At 48.1% G+C, this 16771-nt stretch carries 19 protein-coding genes; 15 read left to right on the top strand and 4 right to left on the bottom strand.

The features are described from left to right. Nucleotides 1-17 precede the first annotated feature (17 nt). From SFSGTM_RS14815 to SFSGTM_RS14795, 5 genes are read left to right on the top strand one after another with little or no spacing between them, the layout of a single operon-like run. The gene (locus tag SFSGTM_RS14815; protein WP_162085833.1) at nucleotides 18-1376 is read left to right on the top strand and encodes a M16 family metallopeptidase; all 1359 of its coding nucleotides are present in this window, start codon (nucleotides 18-20) and stop codon (nucleotides 1374-1376) included. An 8-nt stretch (nucleotides 1377-1384) separates the two neighbouring features. After that, nucleotides 1385-2698, top strand: a complete 1314-nt coding sequence (locus SFSGTM_RS14810) for a M16 family metallopeptidase (protein ID WP_162085832.1) — start codon at nucleotides 1385-1387, stop codon at nucleotides 2696-2698. After that, on the top strand, nucleotides 2695-3255 hold the full coding sequence (rsmD, locus tag SFSGTM_RS14805; protein ID WP_162085831.1) for a 16S rRNA (guanine(966)-N(2))-methyltransferase RsmD: 561 nt from the start codon (nucleotides 2695-2697) through the stop codon (nucleotides 3253-3255). Before SFSGTM_RS14810 ends, rsmD begins: the two co-directional genes overlap by 4 nt. Then, the gene (gene coaD, locus SFSGTM_RS14800) at nucleotides 3248-3739 is read left to right on the top strand and encodes a pantetheine-phosphate adenylyltransferase (RefSeq protein WP_162085830.1); all 492 of its coding nucleotides are present in this window, start codon (nucleotides 3248-3250) and stop codon (nucleotides 3737-3739) included. The genes rsmD and coaD overlap by 8 nt, the downstream gene beginning before the upstream one ends. 12 nt (nucleotides 3740-3751) lie before the next feature. Further along, the gene (locus SFSGTM_RS14795) at nucleotides 3752-3997 is read left to right on the top strand and encodes a YfhL family 4Fe-4S dicluster ferredoxin (RefSeq protein ID WP_162085829.1); all 246 of its coding nucleotides are present in this window, start codon (nucleotides 3752-3754) and stop codon (nucleotides 3995-3997) included. Here the strand turns inward: SFSGTM_RS14795 and SFSGTM_RS14790 are convergent. Together SFSGTM_RS14790 and SFSGTM_RS14785 are read right to left on the bottom strand one after the other, a co-directional pair. Further along, nucleotides 3994-4620, bottom strand: coding sequence for an alpha/beta hydrolase (locus SFSGTM_RS14790; protein ID WP_162085828.1), 627 nt, complete (start codon nucleotides 4618-4620; stop codon nucleotides 3994-3996). The genes SFSGTM_RS14795 and SFSGTM_RS14790 overlap by 4 nt on opposite strands. Then, on the bottom strand, nucleotides 4613-5044 hold the full coding sequence (locus SFSGTM_RS14785) for a hypothetical protein (RefSeq protein WP_162085827.1): 432 nt from the start codon (nucleotides 5042-5044) through the stop codon (nucleotides 4613-4615). Before SFSGTM_RS14785 ends, SFSGTM_RS14790 begins: the two co-directional genes overlap by 8 nt. A 215-nt stretch (nucleotides 5045-5259) precedes the next feature. Here SFSGTM_RS14785 and SFSGTM_RS14780 point away from each other — a divergent pair, with 215 nt between their 5' ends. Genes SFSGTM_RS14780 through SFSGTM_RS14735 form a run of 10 tightly spaced genes read left to right on the top strand, consistent with a single transcriptional unit; the run spans nucleotide 5260 to nucleotide 15584 of the window. After that, nucleotides 5260-6996 (top strand): secretin GspD/PilQ domain-containing protein, encoded by a 1737-nt coding sequence (locus tag SFSGTM_RS14780; RefSeq protein ID WP_232525994.1) that lies wholly within the window; start codon nucleotides 5260-5262, stop codon nucleotides 6994-6996. Beyond that, a complete protein-coding gene (locus SFSGTM_RS14775) occupies nucleotides 6996-8651 on the top strand; it encodes a GspE/PulE family protein (RefSeq protein ID WP_162085825.1) in 1656 nt (551 codons plus the stop codon). Before SFSGTM_RS14780 ends, SFSGTM_RS14775 begins: the two co-directional genes overlap by 1 nt. Nucleotides 8652-8653: 2 nt before the next feature. Next, nucleotides 8654-9847 (top strand): type II secretion system F family protein, encoded by a 1194-nt coding sequence (locus SFSGTM_RS14770; protein WP_162085824.1) that lies wholly within the window; start codon nucleotides 8654-8656, stop codon nucleotides 9845-9847. Continuing rightward, nucleotides 9844-11124, top strand: coding sequence for a hypothetical protein (locus SFSGTM_RS14765; protein WP_162085823.1), 1281 nt, complete (start codon nucleotides 9844-9846; stop codon nucleotides 11122-11124). The genes SFSGTM_RS14770 and SFSGTM_RS14765 overlap by 4 nt, the downstream gene beginning before the upstream one ends. After that, nucleotides 11124-11657, top strand: a complete 534-nt coding sequence (locus SFSGTM_RS14760; RefSeq protein WP_162085822.1) for a hypothetical protein — start codon at nucleotides 11124-11126, stop codon at nucleotides 11655-11657. The genes SFSGTM_RS14765 and SFSGTM_RS14760 overlap by 1 nt, the downstream gene beginning before the upstream one ends. Then, complete coding sequence (locus SFSGTM_RS14755; protein ID WP_162085821.1) at nucleotides 11654-12052, top strand: hypothetical protein; 399 nt, start codon at nucleotides 11654-11656, stop codon at nucleotides 12050-12052. Before SFSGTM_RS14760 ends, SFSGTM_RS14755 begins: the two co-directional genes overlap by 4 nt. Continuing rightward, the gene (locus SFSGTM_RS14750; protein ID WP_162085820.1) at nucleotides 12027-12956 is read left to right on the top strand and encodes a type IV pilus modification PilV family protein; all 930 of its coding nucleotides are present in this window, start codon (nucleotides 12027-12029) and stop codon (nucleotides 12954-12956) included. The genes SFSGTM_RS14755 and SFSGTM_RS14750 overlap by 26 nt, the downstream gene beginning before the upstream one ends. Then, on the top strand, nucleotides 12949-13665 hold the full coding sequence (locus tag SFSGTM_RS14745) for a type II secretion system protein (RefSeq protein WP_162085819.1): 717 nt from the start codon (nucleotides 12949-12951) through the stop codon (nucleotides 13663-13665). Before SFSGTM_RS14750 ends, SFSGTM_RS14745 begins: the two co-directional genes overlap by 8 nt. Continuing rightward, on the top strand, nucleotides 13666-14904 hold the full coding sequence (locus SFSGTM_RS14740) for a hypothetical protein (protein ID WP_162085818.1): 1239 nt from the start codon (nucleotides 13666-13668) through the stop codon (nucleotides 14902-14904). A gap of 47 nt (nucleotides 14905-14951) precedes the next feature. Beyond that, nucleotides 14952-15584 carry a type II secretion system protein gene (locus SFSGTM_RS14735; RefSeq protein ID WP_162085817.1) on the top strand — a complete coding sequence of 211 codons (633 nt, stop codon included), beginning with the start codon at nucleotides 14952-14954 and terminating at the stop codon, nucleotides 15582-15584. A gap of 104 nt (nucleotides 15585-15688) precedes the next feature. Here SFSGTM_RS14735 and cheZ read toward each other — a convergent pair whose 3' ends face one another. Continuing rightward, entirely contained in the window at nucleotides 15689-16330 is a 642-nt protein-coding gene (cheZ, locus tag SFSGTM_RS14730) for a protein phosphatase CheZ (protein ID WP_162085816.1), read from the bottom strand. A 14-nt stretch (nucleotides 16331-16344) separates the two neighbouring features. Continuing rightward, a complete protein-coding gene (cheY, locus tag SFSGTM_RS14725; RefSeq protein ID WP_162085815.1) occupies nucleotides 16345-16734 on the bottom strand; it encodes a chemotaxis response regulator CheY in 390 nt (129 codons plus the stop codon). Between the last annotated feature and the right edge of the window lie 37 nt (nucleotides 16735-16771).

The raw sequence follows: 16771 nt of genomic DNA, 5'->3' as shown, positions 1-16771 counted from the left end.
TAAGGTGAAGGAAAAACATGAAACGTTGGTTAATAACAGGCTTGATGTGTATGAGCCTACCTGCTGCTGCAGCGGTACAGCAGTTTGCGCTGGATAATGGCTTGCAAGTGATAGTGCAAGAGGATCATCGTGCACCAATAGTAGTGAGCCAGGTCTGGTATCGCGCGGGCAGTATGGATGAGTTTAATGGTACGACAGGCGTGGCACACATGCTTGAGCACATGATGTTCAAAGGCACTAAAGATGTACCGGAAGGACAGTTCTCCAAGCTGATCGCCGCAGCGGGTGGACGCGAAAACGCGTTTACCAATACGGATGAGACTGTGTACTTTGAACAATTGCAGAAAGATCAACTGGCGTTGGCGTTACGGCTGGAAGCCGATCGTATGCATAATCTGCTGTTAAATGACGAGAGCTTTGCCAAGGAAAATAAAGTGGTAATGGAAGAGCGGCGTATGCGCACTGACGATCAGCCGCAAGCTTTGGTTTATGAAAACATGATGTCGGTAGCATTTCAGGCGCATCCTTATCGTCGCCCTGTCATCGGCTGGATGAACGATATTGAGAACATGACAGTCAATGATGCGCGCGATTGGTATCAGCGTTGGTATGCGCCAAATAATGCTACGTTAGTGGTGGTCGGGGATGTGACTGTGGCTGACGTCAAGACATTAGCGACGCAGTATTTTGCCGGGATAGCAAGCAAACCGCTGCCTGTGCGTAAGCCACAAGTAGAGCCAGACCAAGATGGCATTAAGCGGATCAACGTTAAAGCCCCTGCAAAATTACCTTACGTGTTGATGGCGTATCATGTTCCTGTGTTGCGGGACGCGGTGCAAGACACTGAGCCATATGCGCTAGAAGTGTTGGCGGGCATACTGGATGGTAATGAGGCTGCACGCTTAGGACGTGTGTTAGTGCGTGAACAGCGTATCGCCAGTCAGGCAGGAGCAAGTTATGATCTGGTGGCGCGTGGTCCAGGTTTGTTCATGCTCGACGGTACGCCGACTCAGGGGAAGACGGTTGCTGATTTAGAGTCGGCATTGCGAGCCCAAGTGACTGCCATCATACAAACGGGTGTGAGTGCGGATGAGTTGAAGCGGGTTAAGGCGCAAGTGATTGCAAATAATGTATATCAGCGGGATTCCACTTTTTATCAGGCAATGCAGTTGGGTGAATATGTATCGGCAGGGTTGCCTGTAGCTGCTGTGGCAGATCATGTAAACAAGGTGCAGGCAGTAACCGCTGCACAAGTGCAGGCAGTAGCGCGTAAATATCTGGTAGATAATGAGTTGACGGTTGCCACGCTGGATCCGCAGCCGATTAATAAACAAACGATACACGCACCCGTAGCTGGTATGCGTCACTTGAATTGAGGAAAAGCATGCGTACTTGGATATTATTAGTTGTTGCGATGTTGGTGACGTTGAATGCGCAGGCTGGATTGCCGGTACAGCATTGGACGTTGGCAAACGGGGCGCAGGTGTATTTTATTGAAAGTCATGACTTACCTATGCTCGATGTGAGCGTTGATTTCGCGGCGGGTAGTGCGTATGACCCAGCGGATAAGCTGGGCCTGGCCAGCCTGACACACAGAATGCTAGATCAGGGCGCGGGTAACCTGACCGATAATCAAATTGCGAGTAATTTGGCGGATGTCGGTGCCCAGCTAGGTGGGCGTCTGGATGCTGATCGTGCTGGGGTAACTTTGCGTACCTTGAGCCGTACCGAAGAACGACAGGCGGCATTGGCAATGTTGACGCAAGTGCTCAATGCGCCTACGTTCGCGGCAAATATTGTGGAACGGGAAAAGGCCCGTGTTATTGCAGCGTTGAGAGCTTCAGAAGCTGAACCTGCAAGTTTAGCGGCGCGTGCATTTGCACAGGTGGTTTTTGCTGGACATCCTTACGGTAATCGCGAGTCGGGTGAAATACCGACGGTAAGCAAATTAACTGCAGCTGATTTGCATGAGTTTTACCAAACGCACTATAACGCTAATCATGCGGTGATTGCGATGATAGGCGATATCACCAAAACACAGGCTGATGGCATTGCGCAGCAACTGACAGCCAGCCTACCTGCTGCCAGTCTGGCTGCGAATACAGATATCCCAGCGGTGATGTCATTGGCTAAAGCGGTGTCGCGCACGATTCCTTATCCGGCTAAACAGAGCCAAATTTTGATAGGACAGCCTGGGGTTGCGCGTGGTGACCCAGATTATTATGCCTTGTATGTGGGGAATTACATTTTAGGCGGTGGTGGGTTTGATTCGCGTTTGATGGAAGAAGTGCGACAAAAACGTGGCCTGGCATACAGTGTTTACAGTTATTTCATGCCTATGAAGCAAGCTGGCGCATTCCAGATAGGTTTGCAGACTAAGGCTGAGCAGACTGATCAGGCTTTGGCCGTGGTGCGTGATACTTTGGATACGTTTATCAGTGGCGGTGTGACTGATGCGGAATTGACCCAGGCTAAAAACAACATCATAGGTGGCTTCCCATTACGCATCGATAGCAATAAAGAATTGCTCGAATATATTGCGATGATGGGGTATTACCAATTGCCGCTGACATATCTGGATGATTTCCCCAAGCATGTTGCGGATGTCACGGTGGATCAGATTAAAAGTGCATTTTCTCGTCGTATCAATGTAAGTAAACTCGCAACTGTGGTGGTTGGTGGTGTAGTCATTAAATGAAGTCTGCGCAACGTAATCGTGTGCGTATTATTGGCGGACAATGGCGGCGTCGGTTACTGGATTTTCCCGATGCAGAAGGGTTGCGCCCTACTGCTGATGCGGTGCGGGAAAAATTGTTTAACTGGTTAGGACAGGATTTGCCAGGCTGGTATTGCCTGGATTTATTTGCGGGTAGTGGTGCGCTGGGGTTTGAGGCTGCTTCCAGAGGTGCTGCGCAAGTGGTGATGGTAGAGCGTAATCGTACAGTGTGTAATGCATTACGTGAAAATATTGCTATGCTTGCTGCAAACAATATTATTCTTGAATGTGCAGATGGCGTAAAATGGCTGACTCAAGCAGCACCGGCGAGATTTGATCTGGTGTTCATAGACCCACCGTTTGCAAGTAAATTGCAGGCGGCGATTTTGACGATTTTGCCGGCGATTGTTAAACCTAGTGCATATGTTTATGTTGAGCACGATGGCAGCCTGGATGTGCCAGCCGGCTGGACTGTATGGCGCGAAGGGCGTGCCGGGCGGGCGCATTTTAATTTGCTAAAACTGGATGACCATGCATAAAATTGCAGTTTACCCTGGCACGTTTGACCCAGTGACCTGCGGACATGAAGATTTGGTACGACGTGCAACGCGCATATTCGACGAGATTGTTGTTGCGGTTGCGTTGGGTGGGCATAAACAGCCATTTTTTGATCTGGATACGCGCGTGGCAATGGCTCAGGAAGTGTTTTCTGACATGCCGAATGTGAGAGTGCTGGGTTTTTCTGGATTGCTTATGGATTTTGTTGCCGCTCAATCATCGCATATAGTCTTGCGTGGCTTGCGTGCGGTGTCCGACTTTGAGTATGAATTTCAGTTGGCTGGCATGAATCGTAATTTGAATCCGCAAGTCGAAACCGTATTTTTGACGCCCGCAGAGCAGTTTATGTTTGTCTCTGCCAGTATGGTGCGTGAAATTGCGATGTTAGGCGGTAATGTCAGCCCTTATGTGCGCCCCGTGGTATTGACGCGGCTGCAGCAAAAAATAAATTTGATTAAATTGTAAAAGGAAATAACTATGTCTTTATTAATTACTGATGAATGTATCAATTGTGATGTGTGTGAACCTGAATGCCCTAATGAAGCGATTTATCAAGGCGACTCCATTTACGAAATTGACCCTAACAAGTGCACTGAATGTGTAGGTCACTATGATGCACCTCAGTGTGTGGAAGTCTGTCCAGTTGACTGCATTCCGCTCGGCATAGAAGAAACGCACGATCAGTTAATGGACAGATATTTACACCTGACAGGCCAGGCTTAAGCGAGTGTTTTTAGCAGCCAGGTGCGTAAGTCAGTAATTTCTTCCATGCTGATTTCGTGCCCCATGGGGTAGGTATGCCGCTCTGGCATATAGCTGGGGGCTGCTGACCAGCTGGCTTCAGCGACTGCTAACGGAATTATGTCATCATGCTTACCATGTGCCATCCAGATGGGTGGTGGATTCTGTTTAAGTGCTGGTAGTGTGGGTAAGTAACTGGATAAAGCGGCAATGCCGGCTAGAGGCAGTTCAGAGCTTAACCCACTATACAAGGCTATCGCCCCGCCTTGCGAAAATCCCGCCAGCATGATGCGTTCCTGTGGTATGCCCAGGCTGATCTCATCAGCAATCAGTCCATCAATAATTAGTCTGCTTTGTTCAAATCCCGCATCATCTTGTTGCTGGGTAATATCTGCTGACTGAATATCATACCAAGCTGGCATCACATATCCGCCGTTGATAGTAACGGGGCGGGTACCTGCATGCGGCAACACAAAGCGTACGTCAGGTATCGCCAACATATCCACAACGGGCGCGAGATCATGTCCGTCCGCCCCTAATCCGTGTAGCAGAATAACACTGGCTTTGGCCTCGCCATTCAGTATGATTAGCGGTTGTTTAGCCATGATTGAATTGTGTATTAATCGCCGCTAAACGCTGGCCTGCCGGCGTGTCCAATTTATTAGCAGCTTGTACAGCTGCAGTATATCCTGCAAAAAATTCTGGTAACGCTTTCACTATGAGTTGTTTGCGTAAACGACTTGCGCCTTGCGCTGGCCACTCTGCGCGGTAGTTGGCTTCAGGGACCGCGGAGCAGATTTTCATGCTCCAGGTGGGTTTGTGTATTTGCCATTCATGCGCGCGGATTACCATTGCGTGCGCTTTCAGGGTTTCAACGCCGACATAAGGTCCAATATATTCAACTTGTAGTGCAGCTGCGATACCGGCCAAGGTGTTGTCCAGATGAGTCAATGCATCGTCAAGCCCACTGTTCACTGCTGGGCTGGGTACACGGCTTTGACTGGCAAGATACTGAATAAAATCTTTCATGATGATTTGTCGCGTAAGTTAGCAAATCAGCAATTCTATCATGAGAAGTGCGAGCTCTCATCTTGACTGTGCTAGATAGCGCAACCTAATGCGAACCCGCAATTTTTTGTGGGTGTAAATATTACTTAATTTCCATATTTACTTTCTAAATTTTGTTATATAAAATCTTACAAATAACTTACAAAAAACATAAATAATCATTCAGGGGGATGGCTGTGGGTCTGTTATTTCAGAGGGGGTGGGCGTGGTTGTCGTTTACGTTGCTGTTGTCGGCATGTGTGCCGCCGAATACGATTAAGCAGTCGCCCGGTCACATACAGGCATCTATCACGCTACCGCCAGTCACTGTTGCGGTGGTGCCACCAGTATCTGCACCAATTCCAGTCGTTCCTGAGGCTAAGCCATTGACTTACACGGTGGTGGTGCATGATGTTCCAGTCAAAGAATTGCTGTTCGCTTTGGCGCGAGATACTAATCGCAATATTGATATTCATCCTGGTATCACCGGTAATGTAACGTTGAATGCGGTGAATGAGCCGTTTGATGCGATACTCGCGCGTGTGGCACGGCAAGTAAATATTCGCTATCGCATGGAGGGTAATACGCTATCTATTTTGTCTGACACGCCATATCTTGAAACTTATCATGTTAATTATGTAAATCTATCGCGAAATACTGATTCCAGCATAGGTGTGGCAGCGAAAATTGCGAGTACGGGTAGCGGCGTGGTTAAAGAGGGTGGTGATGCGACGGGTAATAGCTCGGCGACGACAGTGGCTAGCAAGTCTAATAATAATTTCTGGGAAGTCCTGGAGGATAACTTGCGATCCATGTTGATCGCAACACGTCTGGCAAGTCAGCGGCAAGAAGATAAGCAGCAGCGGGTTAATGCTGAAAATACTGCCCGTAGTGAGCGTCTGCTTCAGGCGCAGGCAGTAGCACGAGCGGGTGCAGCGGCACCCGGTTTGTATAAAGAGGTGTTTGGTAACCAGATTAACTCACCGCAAGCCGAAAACCTTGCCAGGCATGATGTGGTGGTGAATCCTGTTACAGGGTCAGTCAGTGTAGTCGGCACAGAACGGCAACAGCGTCTGGTGCAGGATTATTTGCGGCTGGTAAATGTAGCAAGCCAGCGTCAGGTGCTGATTGAGGCGACTATCGTCGAAGTCAGTCTCAAAGATCAATACAAAATGGGGATAGACTGGCAGCGCGTTGTCGCCAGCGGTGGTGCTGGCTGGTTTTTTAGCACTAATGCCAATGCTGGCAGCAATTTAGCGAATACGCTTACCCCCTTTTTCAGTGGCGGTTTTCAAGATCAAAAATATAGCGCCACACTTAATTTACTCGAGTCATTTGGCAGTCTGCGTGTGTTATCCAGCCCTAAACTCATGGCGATCAATAATCAAACTGCGCTGCTTAAAGTCGTAGATAACTTGGTGTATTTCAATATCAAGGCTGATACGGTGAGTTCCAATAATAGTGCGCCAGTTACTACCTACACCACAACGCCGCAAACCGTGCCTGTAGGTTTGGTAATGAGTCTGACGCCCCAAGTTGCTGACAACGGCATGGTGATGTTGAATGTGCGGCCGACTATTTCACGCAAGGTTGGGGACGCGGTAGACCCAAATCCTAGTATCGTCGCACCGCTGACTAATAAAATTCCGGTCATACAAGTGCGTGAAATGGAGTCGGTATTGCAGGTAGGCAGTGGGCAAACAGTGATACTGGGCGGGTTGATGCAAGATGATAGCAGTCGTGCGCGTGATGGCATTCCCGGCTTGTCACGTTCTGATGATGTGGGTCCGTTATTTGGGCAGCATGAACGCAATATACAACAGACTGAATTAGTCATTTTTTTGCGCCCTACCGTGATTACTACGCCGTCGCTGGATAGTGGCGAATTAAAATCTTTTAAGCAATATTTGCCATCGGCTGACAGAGCAGGTTAATGCGTGATTTAGCCGGATTATGGTTGGCTGAAGGTGTTGTTACGGCTGATCAATTACAGATTGCTCACGCGGAACAAAAGCGCACAGGGTATACATTGTCTAAACAATGTATCAAATTAGGCTTTGTCAGTGCAGCTTTGGTGCGTGATTATGAGGCGAATCATGCAGGGCATGTGAGTGTTGACTTAACGCAGGTGCTCGTGGATGTCACTGCGTTGCAATGCGTACCACTGGCATTAGCGCGACGCTATACCTTATTACCCCTGGCTAATGAGCATGGGGTATTAACGGTGGCGATGAGTGATGTGCACAATATTCTTGCGCTAGATCAGTTACGGACATTGTGCGTGGCGACACGCATCGAAGTGGTGCTGGCAAGTGAAACACAACTGCTGGAAGCGATAGATAAATATTATGGGTTTGAGTTGGCAATCGGCGGAATACTCGACGAAATTGAATCGGGCACAGGGGTGCATACGGTTGGGGATAGCTACGCGCATCCCATAGTACGTTTAATTGATGCGATTCTGGTTGATGCAGTGAAACAAGGTGCGTCAGATATACATTTTGAACCGGAAGCACATTTTGTGCGTATCCGTTATCGCATAGATGGTGTGTTGGTGCAAATTCGCGCATTGCATCAGCGTTATTGGGCGGCAATGGCTGTGCGGTTGAAAGTCATTGCCGGGATGAATATCGCAGAAAGTAGAGCGCCGCAAGACGGGCGATTTACGCTGACGGTTCAAGGTCGCCCCATAGATTTTCGTGCTTCCGTGTTACCTATCATGCAAGGTGAAAATATCGTGCTGCGTATTCTGGATAGAGAGCGTGCGATTATTCCGTTGGCGGAATTACAATTGTCGTCGGTACAACAGCAATCGCTGGATGCCATGTTAGCACGACCAGCAGGCTTGGTAATGGTGACTGGACCGACGGGCTCAGGTAAAACGACCACCCTCTATTCATTGCTGAATCATCTCAATACTGAGCAGGTGAATATCATGACATTGGAAGATCCCGTTGAATATCCACAGGATCGGATCCGTCAAACATCGCTGAATGATGCAGTAAAACTGGATTTTAGTAACGGCATACGCGCCATTATGCGTCAGGATCCAGACATTATTCTGGTGGGTGAAGTGCGTGATACTGATACCGCGCAAATGGCATTTCGCGCAGCGATGACAGGACACAGGGTATTTACTACCGTGCATAGTAATTCGGCATTGGGCGTGTATGCCCGCCTGCGCGATATAGGTGTGGCGACAGACATTATGGTCGGTAATATTAACGGCATCATTGCGCAACGCTTGGTGCGGCAACTTTGCCCTGCGTGCAAGATTGCCGTTACGTTAAGTTCGCATGAACTGGCACTGATGGGTGTGGCTGGCTCTGAACAGATGCATTATCGAGCCGCTGGATGTGCACAATGTGCCCGTCGGGGATATCGTGGGCGGCGCTTGCTCATGGAAGTTATTCTGGTGGATGACGAACTGGACGATTTGATTGCGCGTCAGGTAGATGCGAGTGAATTGCATGCCTACGCTAAACGTCATGGACTGCGCAGTCTGGCTGATGAAGCTGTAGCTTGTGTGCTGGCAGGGCACGCCAGTCTGGATGAAGTGCAGCGAGTTGTGGATTTATCGAGGCGGTAATAATGAGCTATTTCCGTTATTTTGCGATTAATCAGCAAGGTCGTCGTCAGCGTGGTGTACTAGCCGCGGCACATGAAGCCGATTTAACGCAACGCTTGGCAGCGATGGGGTTGGATTTGATTACCGCGAGTACTGTTCATCCACGTACTCACCGGATTCTTACTCGTCATGAATTAATTACTTTATTTGTCCATTTGACCCACGTTAGTCGGGCTGGCGTGGCGCTCTTGGATGGCCTGCGAGACTTACGTGACAGCGTTTCTCATCCTGTCATGCGGGAGGTCGTGGCAACGCTGCTGGTAGATTTGGAATCGGGCAGTGCGCTGTCAGAGGCTATGGCGAAACAGCCAAAAAATTTTGGCGCGTTAATCGTTAATCTGATTCGGGTAGGTGAGACTGCAGGCGCGCTCGTAGCCGTGTTGGCACACTTGACGGACAGTTTGAAACAACAGGATGAATTGCGCGTACAAACACAGCGTATCTTGCTCTATCCGTCACTAGTATTGCTGATGGTAGGCGGTGTGATGGTGATGTTGCTATTGTTTCTGGTTCCGCAGATTGTACAGCTAATGCATGGCATGAATATGGCAGTTCCAATGAGCACGTTGATAATGCTGGAATTGTCGAAGCTGATTCGGGCTGATTGGTGGTTAATATTGGTAGGGACAGGGTTAAGTGTGGGTAGTTTATTGGTGTTGCATCATCACCAAACGCGTTTTCGATTTTGGTGCGATAGCTGGAAACTACGTTTGCCGCTAGTCGGAGAAATATTGAAAAAAATTGATCTGGCACGGTTTGCAAACATTTTTGCGCTGATGTACCGGTCTGGCGTTCCCATTTTTGATGGCTTGGCGCTTAGTGCTGATTTGGTGCAGAACCGAGTGTTGGCAATGAGCATAAGACGGTCACGTGATTCAATTGTTAATGGTGAACGTTTAAGTGCGGCATTTATGCATGAGCAAATATTTCCAGCTTTAGTGCTAAGCATGTTGCGTGTTGGTGAAACTACAGGGGCATTAGATGGGGCGTTGCTGGAGGTCAGTTATTTTTATCAGCGCGATGTGCGTGAGGCGATAAACCGATTGCTAACACTGCTGGAACCAGCCTTGACTTTGCTGCTTGGGGCTGTGTTGGCCATTATCATTGGTATGGTGTTGTTGCCATTGTATGACGTGTTGGGGACGGTTCGGCTATGAGCTATCTGGTTTATCTGAGTGCGCGAGGTGTGCGGGTTATGCGGCATTGTCGTGATATGGATGTGCTGATCGGTGTGACAGATGCATTAACTGCGGCCAATCTGCTGGAGCAGATACCTGCTGATACTGTCGTTCGCCTGGTAGTTGATAGTGTCGATGATGTTTACCAGATTCGGCAGTTACCACATGTTATCAGGCGTGCACGGCGTTTGATGTTGCAACGGCACGTACAGACTTTGTTGGTAAATCAGACTTATGCTGCAGTGAGTTGGCAGATGCGAATCAAAGATGGGCGACGCGACGATGTGTATTTATTTGCAGCAATACAGTCAAATGATTGGTTGCTTGAATATTTGCAGGCGCTACAGCATACACAAATTATAACTATGACCAGCACTGCAATATTGGTGCAACTGCTGGCTCGTGAACAGGATAAACAAGCTACTGCGTTATGGATATTGCAAGACACGGCTGGTGTGCGGCTGAGTTTTATTGCAAATGGGCAATTGTTGTTTACTCGCCTGCTTAATCATGAACTGGATCTCGTTCATGAGATTGGCAATACTCAGCAATATTTGATTCATCAACAGTTGTTGGCCTCATCGGCGGTATTGCCTGTGTATTACCCGGCAGGGCTTACTGTACCTGCGGAACTTCCACAACTGCGCTGGATACCGCAAACCAATGATTACCTTGCTATGCTGGCGCGTTATCCAGCCGTATTAAATTTTGCATCTGGGGCAGTGTTGCAAACATATCAACGAGTGCGTCTGCAACGCTGGTTGGTGATGATTGCACTGGTTGTCACCATGTTGGGGTTATGTGTGGCTGGGTATTTGTATCAACGAAATCAGCAGCTCATGCAGCAATTACAGATGCTGACTGATACGCGTTTACCCATAGTTGCATCCGTGGACATTGCGGATAAAAAAGCGGCTGTGAGCCTGGCACAGCAGATTCGCAGTACGCCCGAGCCAATGGCAGAGCTGAGTTGGTTGAGCAAGCTGCTGGTGCGCTATCCCCAGTTAAAAATACAGCATGTGCTATGGCGTTCAAGCGGTGTATTGGGTGTGGATGGCGTAGTTCCCATGGCTAATAGTGATATTGCCATGACTTATGTTGAAGCGTTTGTGACCGGCTTGCGTAGCGAAACGCATGTTAAGGCCGTGCAGTTGCAGCATGTTCCAGTTAATGCTGATCCACATGTAGTGATGCATGGCGGGATGGCGTTTGCTGATGCGAAATTCAGTCTGCAAATCAATCTGCGAGGTGGCTGATGAAATGGCTGTTGGCGGGTTTAATTGTTGTGGTTGCGGCGGGTGTGGGTTGGCATGGGCATAGGTATATGCAATTACAGCATGCTGTTGATAATCGAAAAAATGAGTTGGCTGTGGTTAGGCAACAGCGCATGCAAATGCAACGTGATATGACATGGTGGAATCTACATCGTATTGACTATCAGCTACTGGTTAATGCTAGTTTTATCGGAAAGGATGCGCGTGTGACTTGGTATCGGCAACTGAATACCTTGTCTGCTATTGCGGGTGTACAACATGCTGAATTTGATATTTTGGCGAAAAACCCAAGTCAGCCTGAACAACGTATAGCGAATCGCGTACTGATGGAAACACCTGTGCACTGGCACGGTGAAGTGGCGCATGAGGGCGTGCTGGCGGATGTGTTAGCAAAATTGGAGTCTGGTGGGTCTGGATTGTTCAGCGTGCGTAGTTGTGATTTAACTCATGAACAAGATGATGCACCTATAGTGGTGGACTGTGCGTTTGTCTGGCAGGTATTGGAGCTGTCATGATTAGGGTGATGCTGTTGATGTTAATCAGTGCGCAGGTGATGGCGGCAGACTTCCCTGGTCGATTGTTTTATACGTCACAGCAACGGGCAGTGAAGAAAACGCATGGCGTCAAGCAGAGTATTGGCGCAATAGCTTATCAGGGTTATGTTAAGCGTAGCGACGGTGTGGATACGCAGTGGGTCAATGGGCAGTCACGAGAAGTGGATGGGCGGCAGGACATAAAATTACTGAAACAAGTCGGCGTGCCTAGTCTGAAGGTTGGGCAGTACTATGATGTCAAGCAGCATAAAGTATCAGAAAATTACGAGCAGGAAATGCTTGCCCCTGTTGACAATATTTCACCGTGGCAGCCGCCACAACTGGATGATCATGATGCGCCAGATTCACAGCAATAAACCTCAGCGTGGCGCAGTATTGCTGTCACTAACCATAGTGATAAGTTTGGTTGGCGTGCTGTGGTTGTATAGCAACTTGGCGACTCATCATCGAAATATCCGCACACAACAGGCATTAAACATGGCACAGTCAGCGCTGATTGGTAGGGCGGTGGCTGACCTAAATCGTGCGGGGAGCTTGCCGTGTCCGGACACTAATAATGACGGTGTTGCCGAATTATTAACGGGCGTGCAGTGTCCGAGTTATATCGGACGATTGCCTTGGCGCACGTTGGGTTTGAGTGATGTCCGCGATGATGCTGGTGAAAGGTTGTGGTATGCCTTGTCACCTGATGTGCGTGATGCGTCAGGTAATATCGTTAATAGTGCGCTGACTACAGGCCAGTTGCTAATCAATGCCAACGCACAACAAGTTGCGATTGTCTTTGCGCCCAATGCTGTCATAACACCGCAAGCGCGTGATGGTGCACAGCAAAATAATGTCAGTCAATATCTGGATGGCAGTAATGCTGATGGTGATACACATTATGAGTCTAGACAAATTGACGATAGCGGCTTTAATGATCATGTACGCGCGATTAGCCAAATACACTTATTCAAGCAGGTAGAAAAGCATGCCTTACAACAATTCGCCGTGGCTATACAGCAATATGACACTAGCCATCATGTTTATCCCTATGCTGGCAATGCGACGGGCGAGATGCAGTCAGGGCTGTTGTCAGGCTTTATTCCTTATGCCACTTTAGCCTTGGCGAGCAGTGCATGGGCACAAAACCTATGGTTTACAGCGCTGGATGCGGTGCCATATAGCGTTGATGCGACTTTGGGTAGTGTGCAGCTACGGCTACGTTATTGCCAGGCAAACGTAACGCGTGGCCAAGTTATGCAGGTGCAATGTGGATAGGCATTTGGGATTCAGTCTGGTGGAGCTCGCACTGGTGCTGGTTATAGTTACGCTGGCATTAGGTGGGGTGTTGGTACCGTTGAACGCGCAAATTGAACATAAGCAATGGCGTGATACCGAGCAGAGTTTGCAGCTTGTGCAAGATGCGTTATTAGGTTTTGCTGTGCGTAATGGACGATTGCCATGTCCAGCGAGTAGCACCAGTAGTGGCATGGAAAGCCCCGCTTCTGGTGGTGTATGCACTAATCCGTATGATGGTTATGTGCCAGCTGTGAGTTTGGGTTTAAGTCAGTTAGATGCGCAAGGCTACGTGCTTGATGCTTGGGGCAATCGTCTGCGTTATGCGGTGGCTAAATCTTCTGGTTTTGCTTTTACCACAAGTGACGGGATTAAAAATGCAGGGCTGTCTACCTTGCAATCCGAGTTGCAAATTTGTGCCAGCATTGCAGGTACAACCAGTAGCAGTTGTGGCAGTGCGACGGCACTCAGTTCATCAGGGATTAATGCACCACCCGTAGTCATCTATAGCATAGGGCAATTTGCTACCGCCAGAAGTGCGGATGAAAGCGCCAATCAGGATAGCAATGCCATTTTTGTTAATCATCCGCTCACCACATCTGTGGCAAGCACAGGCGCGTATGATGATGTGATGACATGGTTATCACCTAACGTGTTGTATGGGCAGATGGTTAATGCAGGAGTGTTTTAGATGAAGAGATTTTGGATGATATTGCTGGTACTGGTTTTTCAACCTGCATTAGCGGCAGATGATGGGCGTGTTGATTTGCGCAGTTACCAGCATGGGCTGAATTTTTTGCGGATGACGAATGGCAACTATCTGGCAGTTTTTGCCAGTGATGGTATTCCGCCCAAGGGTGACTGGGAACATGATATTTATTATGCGCAAGTACATGCAAGGTCTCCCAATTTAACAGCAGGTAGTGCGACAAGGTGGATAGCTGCACCAGAGGCGCAAGAACCTGTGAGTTCGGCAATTAATGCCGCGGGTAACCGAGTATGTGTGACCTGGGAAGATGGAAATCCAGATCGGGTCAAGCATGAAGTCGCACAGTTGATTTATGTGGCTGATTTTCCGTTCAAGGGGAATCCTTATGCTGCGGCAAAAGTTATTTTTGATGGCGGTCACTCAGGGCATGTTGCAACAGTGGGTAATAGTTGTGTCGTATTCTGGGCAAATGACTGGATCGATGATGATGGTGTTGATAATTTAGGTACGGGTGATCAGGTTTATGTCAGCAATGTCGCCGCAAATGGCACTGTAAGTAAGAAAATTCGCGTGGCGTCAGGGCGAGCCTGGTGGCCGCAAATTGCGGGTTCAGCGAATAAAGCCTGTCTGGTTTGGCAAAAATTTGTGCCGCATCAAATGTATGCGGATTTGTATTTTTCCCTATATGACCCCGAGACACGCACTTTTACCAATCGCGGGAGTTTGTTGCAGCATCATCAATTGTATTACCACTATAGCGTTACTTATGTGCCCAAGATTGCTCGTTTTTTAATTGTGGCGAGCAGTGATGCGGGTATGGGTGTTCAGTCTGGGCGACGCAGTGGTGGTGGCATAGCCTGGTTGATCGATAATCAGGGGCACATTACCGCACAACAAGCTCTGGCAGACGGTATTGTTCGTGAGTCTAATATTATTGTGTCTGGTACGACAGCGGTGATCGCACGGCTCAAAGCCGGTGCGTCAGTCTTCGGCGGGAATTCAGCGCAGGGTGCGCCAGGTGGGCTAAGTGTATTGAGCTTAACACCCGCATCAATCAGGGTGACTCAGGAAGTTGATGATGATTATGCATGGCAATATGAAGGGTTTGATGGTTTTTTCATCGACGATACTCATGTTTATACAGCCGCACTGTCAGATATCGGTATTCGCACTAAAACCTATGTAATCAATAAGGGGGTGGCGCCAGAAGATATTCCATAATTTATACAGTATGAATATGAAACTTTTAGAAAATAACAGGGGGAATAATGAATAAAGCACAACAAGGATTTACGCTGATAGAGCTGGCTATCGTATTGGTTATTGTCGGCCTGCTGCTTGGTGGCGTATTTAAAGGACAAGAGCTCATTACTCAGGCAAAGATTCGTAATGTTACGAATGATATAACTGGCATAACCACCGCATTTCATAGTTATCAGGAGCGCTATCGCGCTATTCCTGGCGATGATGCGGGCGCAGCTGCACGCTGGACCAGTCCAGCCACGTTAAGCGGTAACGGTAATGGGCAAATTTCTGGTAACTATAACGATACTAGTGGTGCTGAGTCAGGGTATTTCTGGCAGCATTTACGATTGTCAGGCTTGATTGCAGGCTCTACCAGTGATTTTACGCCACCACAAAATGCAGTGTCTGGTGTGAGTGGTGTGCAAGGATCAGGTGCGCTGGGATTGACGGGGTTAGTGTTATGCAGTTCTAACCTGCCTGCTAAAATTGCCCAAGCTATTGATAGTCAATTAGATGATGGTAATGCGATGACTGGGCAGGTTCGTGGTGAACTGAATACTGGTACCAGCACTAATCCTGCGGTAGGTGCAATCGCACCTACTACGAATTATGTTGATAATGGTAACAATGTTTATGCGGTATGTAAGCCTGTTTGATATCTGTTAGTGGTGTTAAACAGTTTTTTGAATGCTGGATTCCCCTGTGTGAATCGGGAATCCAGATCGGTTTTTCAATTATGTTGTTAATGCCAAGTCGTACTTTAGAAGCCCAAACTATCCAGCAAGTCATCCACTTGCATTTGGCTTTCGACTATCTCGCCAGATGTTTCAGGATTAATTACTGGGCCATTTAGTAAGCCGGAATTGACTTCACGGCGGATTTCTTCCGGGGCGTGGTCAACGAGTAGTTGTACTAGCTGAGTTTCAACGTGGTGAGCTAATTCCATGACTTTACGGATAACTTGGCCGGTTAAATCCTGAAAATCCTGAGCCATCATGATGTCCATTAGTTGCTGTTTGCTGGCGTTTGCATCAGTTGCCATATTCTCAAAGGAGAGGGCAGTGGTTTCACTAATGGCTTGATACGCACTTGCATCGAATGGTTGTGCAATCAAATTGCGCCAGTTACTTGCCATATCGCTGGCTGTACTTGCAATGTTGTCTTGTAACGGCAACGCTGTGTCGGTTGCATTGAGAACACGTTGCGCTGCCTGCTCCGTCATTTTGGCTACATAGTTAAGACGCTCGCGTACATCAGGAATTTCTTGTGCTGCATTTTGTATCGATTTGTCAAAACCTAAAGCACGTAGATTGTCATGTAATGTCCGTGTGAGCTGCCCTACTTTAGATAATAATTCGTCATGATCTGATGGTGTCGCCTCGTTATTATGATTATTTTCCATATTTCCCCCTCAATTTACATGCCTAATTTTTCAAAAATTTTGCTCAGTTTTTCGTCTAGCGTAGCAGCAGTAAACGGCTTGACCACATAGCCATTTGCACCCGCTTGAGCCGCGGCAATAATATTTTCTTTTTTGGCTTCAGCCGTCACCATTAGGACAGGCAGACTGGATAAAGCAGGGTCGGCACGAATTGCTTGCAGCATCTGCAAGCCATCCATGTTAGGCATATTCCAGTCCGACACTACGAAATCAAACTTTGCACTTTTAAGCATTTGCAAACCTTGTGCACCATCTTCAGCTTCTTCAACGTTGGCGTAGCCTAACTCCTTCAATAAATTACGCACGATGCGACGCATCGTGGAAAAATCATCCACGACTAAAAATTTGAGGTTTTTATCTGCCATTCTTCATATCCCTTACACTTCATCAAGTTTTAGTAAT

Origin of the sequence: Sulfuriferula nivalis (genome assembly GCF_009937995.1) — a bacterium.
GTDB classification, from domain to species: domain Bacteria; phylum Pseudomonadota; class Gammaproteobacteria; order Burkholderiales; family Sulfuriferulaceae; genus Sulfuriferula; species Sulfuriferula nivalis.
Note: the sequence above shows the minus strand (reverse complement) of the source record. Positions and strands in the feature narration are given on the sequence as shown.

What these genes read in the sequence shown, in the direction of transcription:
- coaD (WP_162085830.1), top strand. Translation starts at nt 3,248, where the DNA reads ATGCATAAAATTGCAGTTTACCCTGGCACGTTTGACCCAGTGACCTGC.
- SFSGTM_RS14790 (WP_162085828.1), bottom strand. Translation starts at nt 4,620, where the DNA reads ATGGCTAAACAACCGCTAATCATACTGAATGGCGAGGCCAAAGCCAGT.
- rsmD (WP_162085831.1), top strand. Translation starts at nt 2,695, where the DNA reads ATGAAGTCTGCGCAACGTAATCGTGTGCGTATTATTGGCGGACAATGG.
- cheZ (WP_162085816.1), bottom strand. Translation starts at nt 16,330, where the DNA reads ATGGAAAATAATCATAATAACGAGGCGACACCATCAGATCATGACGAA.
- SFSGTM_RS14765 (WP_162085823.1), top strand. Translation starts at nt 9,844, where the DNA reads ATGAGCTATCTGGTTTATCTGAGTGCGCGAGGTGTGCGGGTTATGCGG.
- SFSGTM_RS14760 (WP_162085822.1), top strand. Translation starts at nt 11,124, where the DNA reads ATGAAATGGCTGTTGGCGGGTTTAATTGTTGTGGTTGCGGCGGGTGTG.
- SFSGTM_RS14750 (WP_162085820.1), top strand. Translation starts at nt 12,027, where the DNA reads ATGATGCGCCAGATTCACAGCAATAAACCTCAGCGTGGCGCAGTATTG.
- SFSGTM_RS14785 (WP_162085827.1), bottom strand. Translation starts at nt 5,044, where the DNA reads ATGAAAGATTTTATTCAGTATCTTGCCAGTCAAAGCCGTGTACCCAGC.
- cheY (WP_162085815.1), bottom strand. Translation starts at nt 16,734, where the DNA reads ATGGCAGATAAAAACCTCAAATTTTTAGTCGTGGATGATTTTTCCACG.
- SFSGTM_RS14795 (WP_162085829.1), top strand. Translation starts at nt 3,752, where the DNA reads ATGTCTTTATTAATTACTGATGAATGTATCAATTGTGATGTGTGTGAA.
- SFSGTM_RS14740 (WP_162085818.1), top strand. Translation starts at nt 13,666, where the DNA reads ATGAAGAGATTTTGGATGATATTGCTGGTACTGGTTTTTCAACCTGCA.
- SFSGTM_RS14735 (WP_162085817.1), top strand. Translation starts at nt 14,952, where the DNA reads ATGAATAAAGCACAACAAGGATTTACGCTGATAGAGCTGGCTATCGTA.
- SFSGTM_RS14775 (WP_162085825.1), top strand. Translation starts at nt 6,996, where the DNA reads ATGCGTGATTTAGCCGGATTATGGTTGGCTGAAGGTGTTGTTACGGCT.
- SFSGTM_RS14755 (WP_162085821.1), top strand. Translation starts at nt 11,654, where the DNA reads ATGATTAGGGTGATGCTGTTGATGTTAATCAGTGCGCAGGTGATGGCG.
- SFSGTM_RS14810 (WP_162085832.1), top strand. Translation starts at nt 1,385, where the DNA reads ATGCGTACTTGGATATTATTAGTTGTTGCGATGTTGGTGACGTTGAAT.
- SFSGTM_RS14815 (WP_162085833.1), top strand. Translation starts at nt 18, where the DNA reads ATGAAACGTTGGTTAATAACAGGCTTGATGTGTATGAGCCTACCTGCT.
- SFSGTM_RS14770 (WP_162085824.1), top strand. Translation starts at nt 8,654, where the DNA reads ATGAGCTATTTCCGTTATTTTGCGATTAATCAGCAAGGTCGTCGTCAG.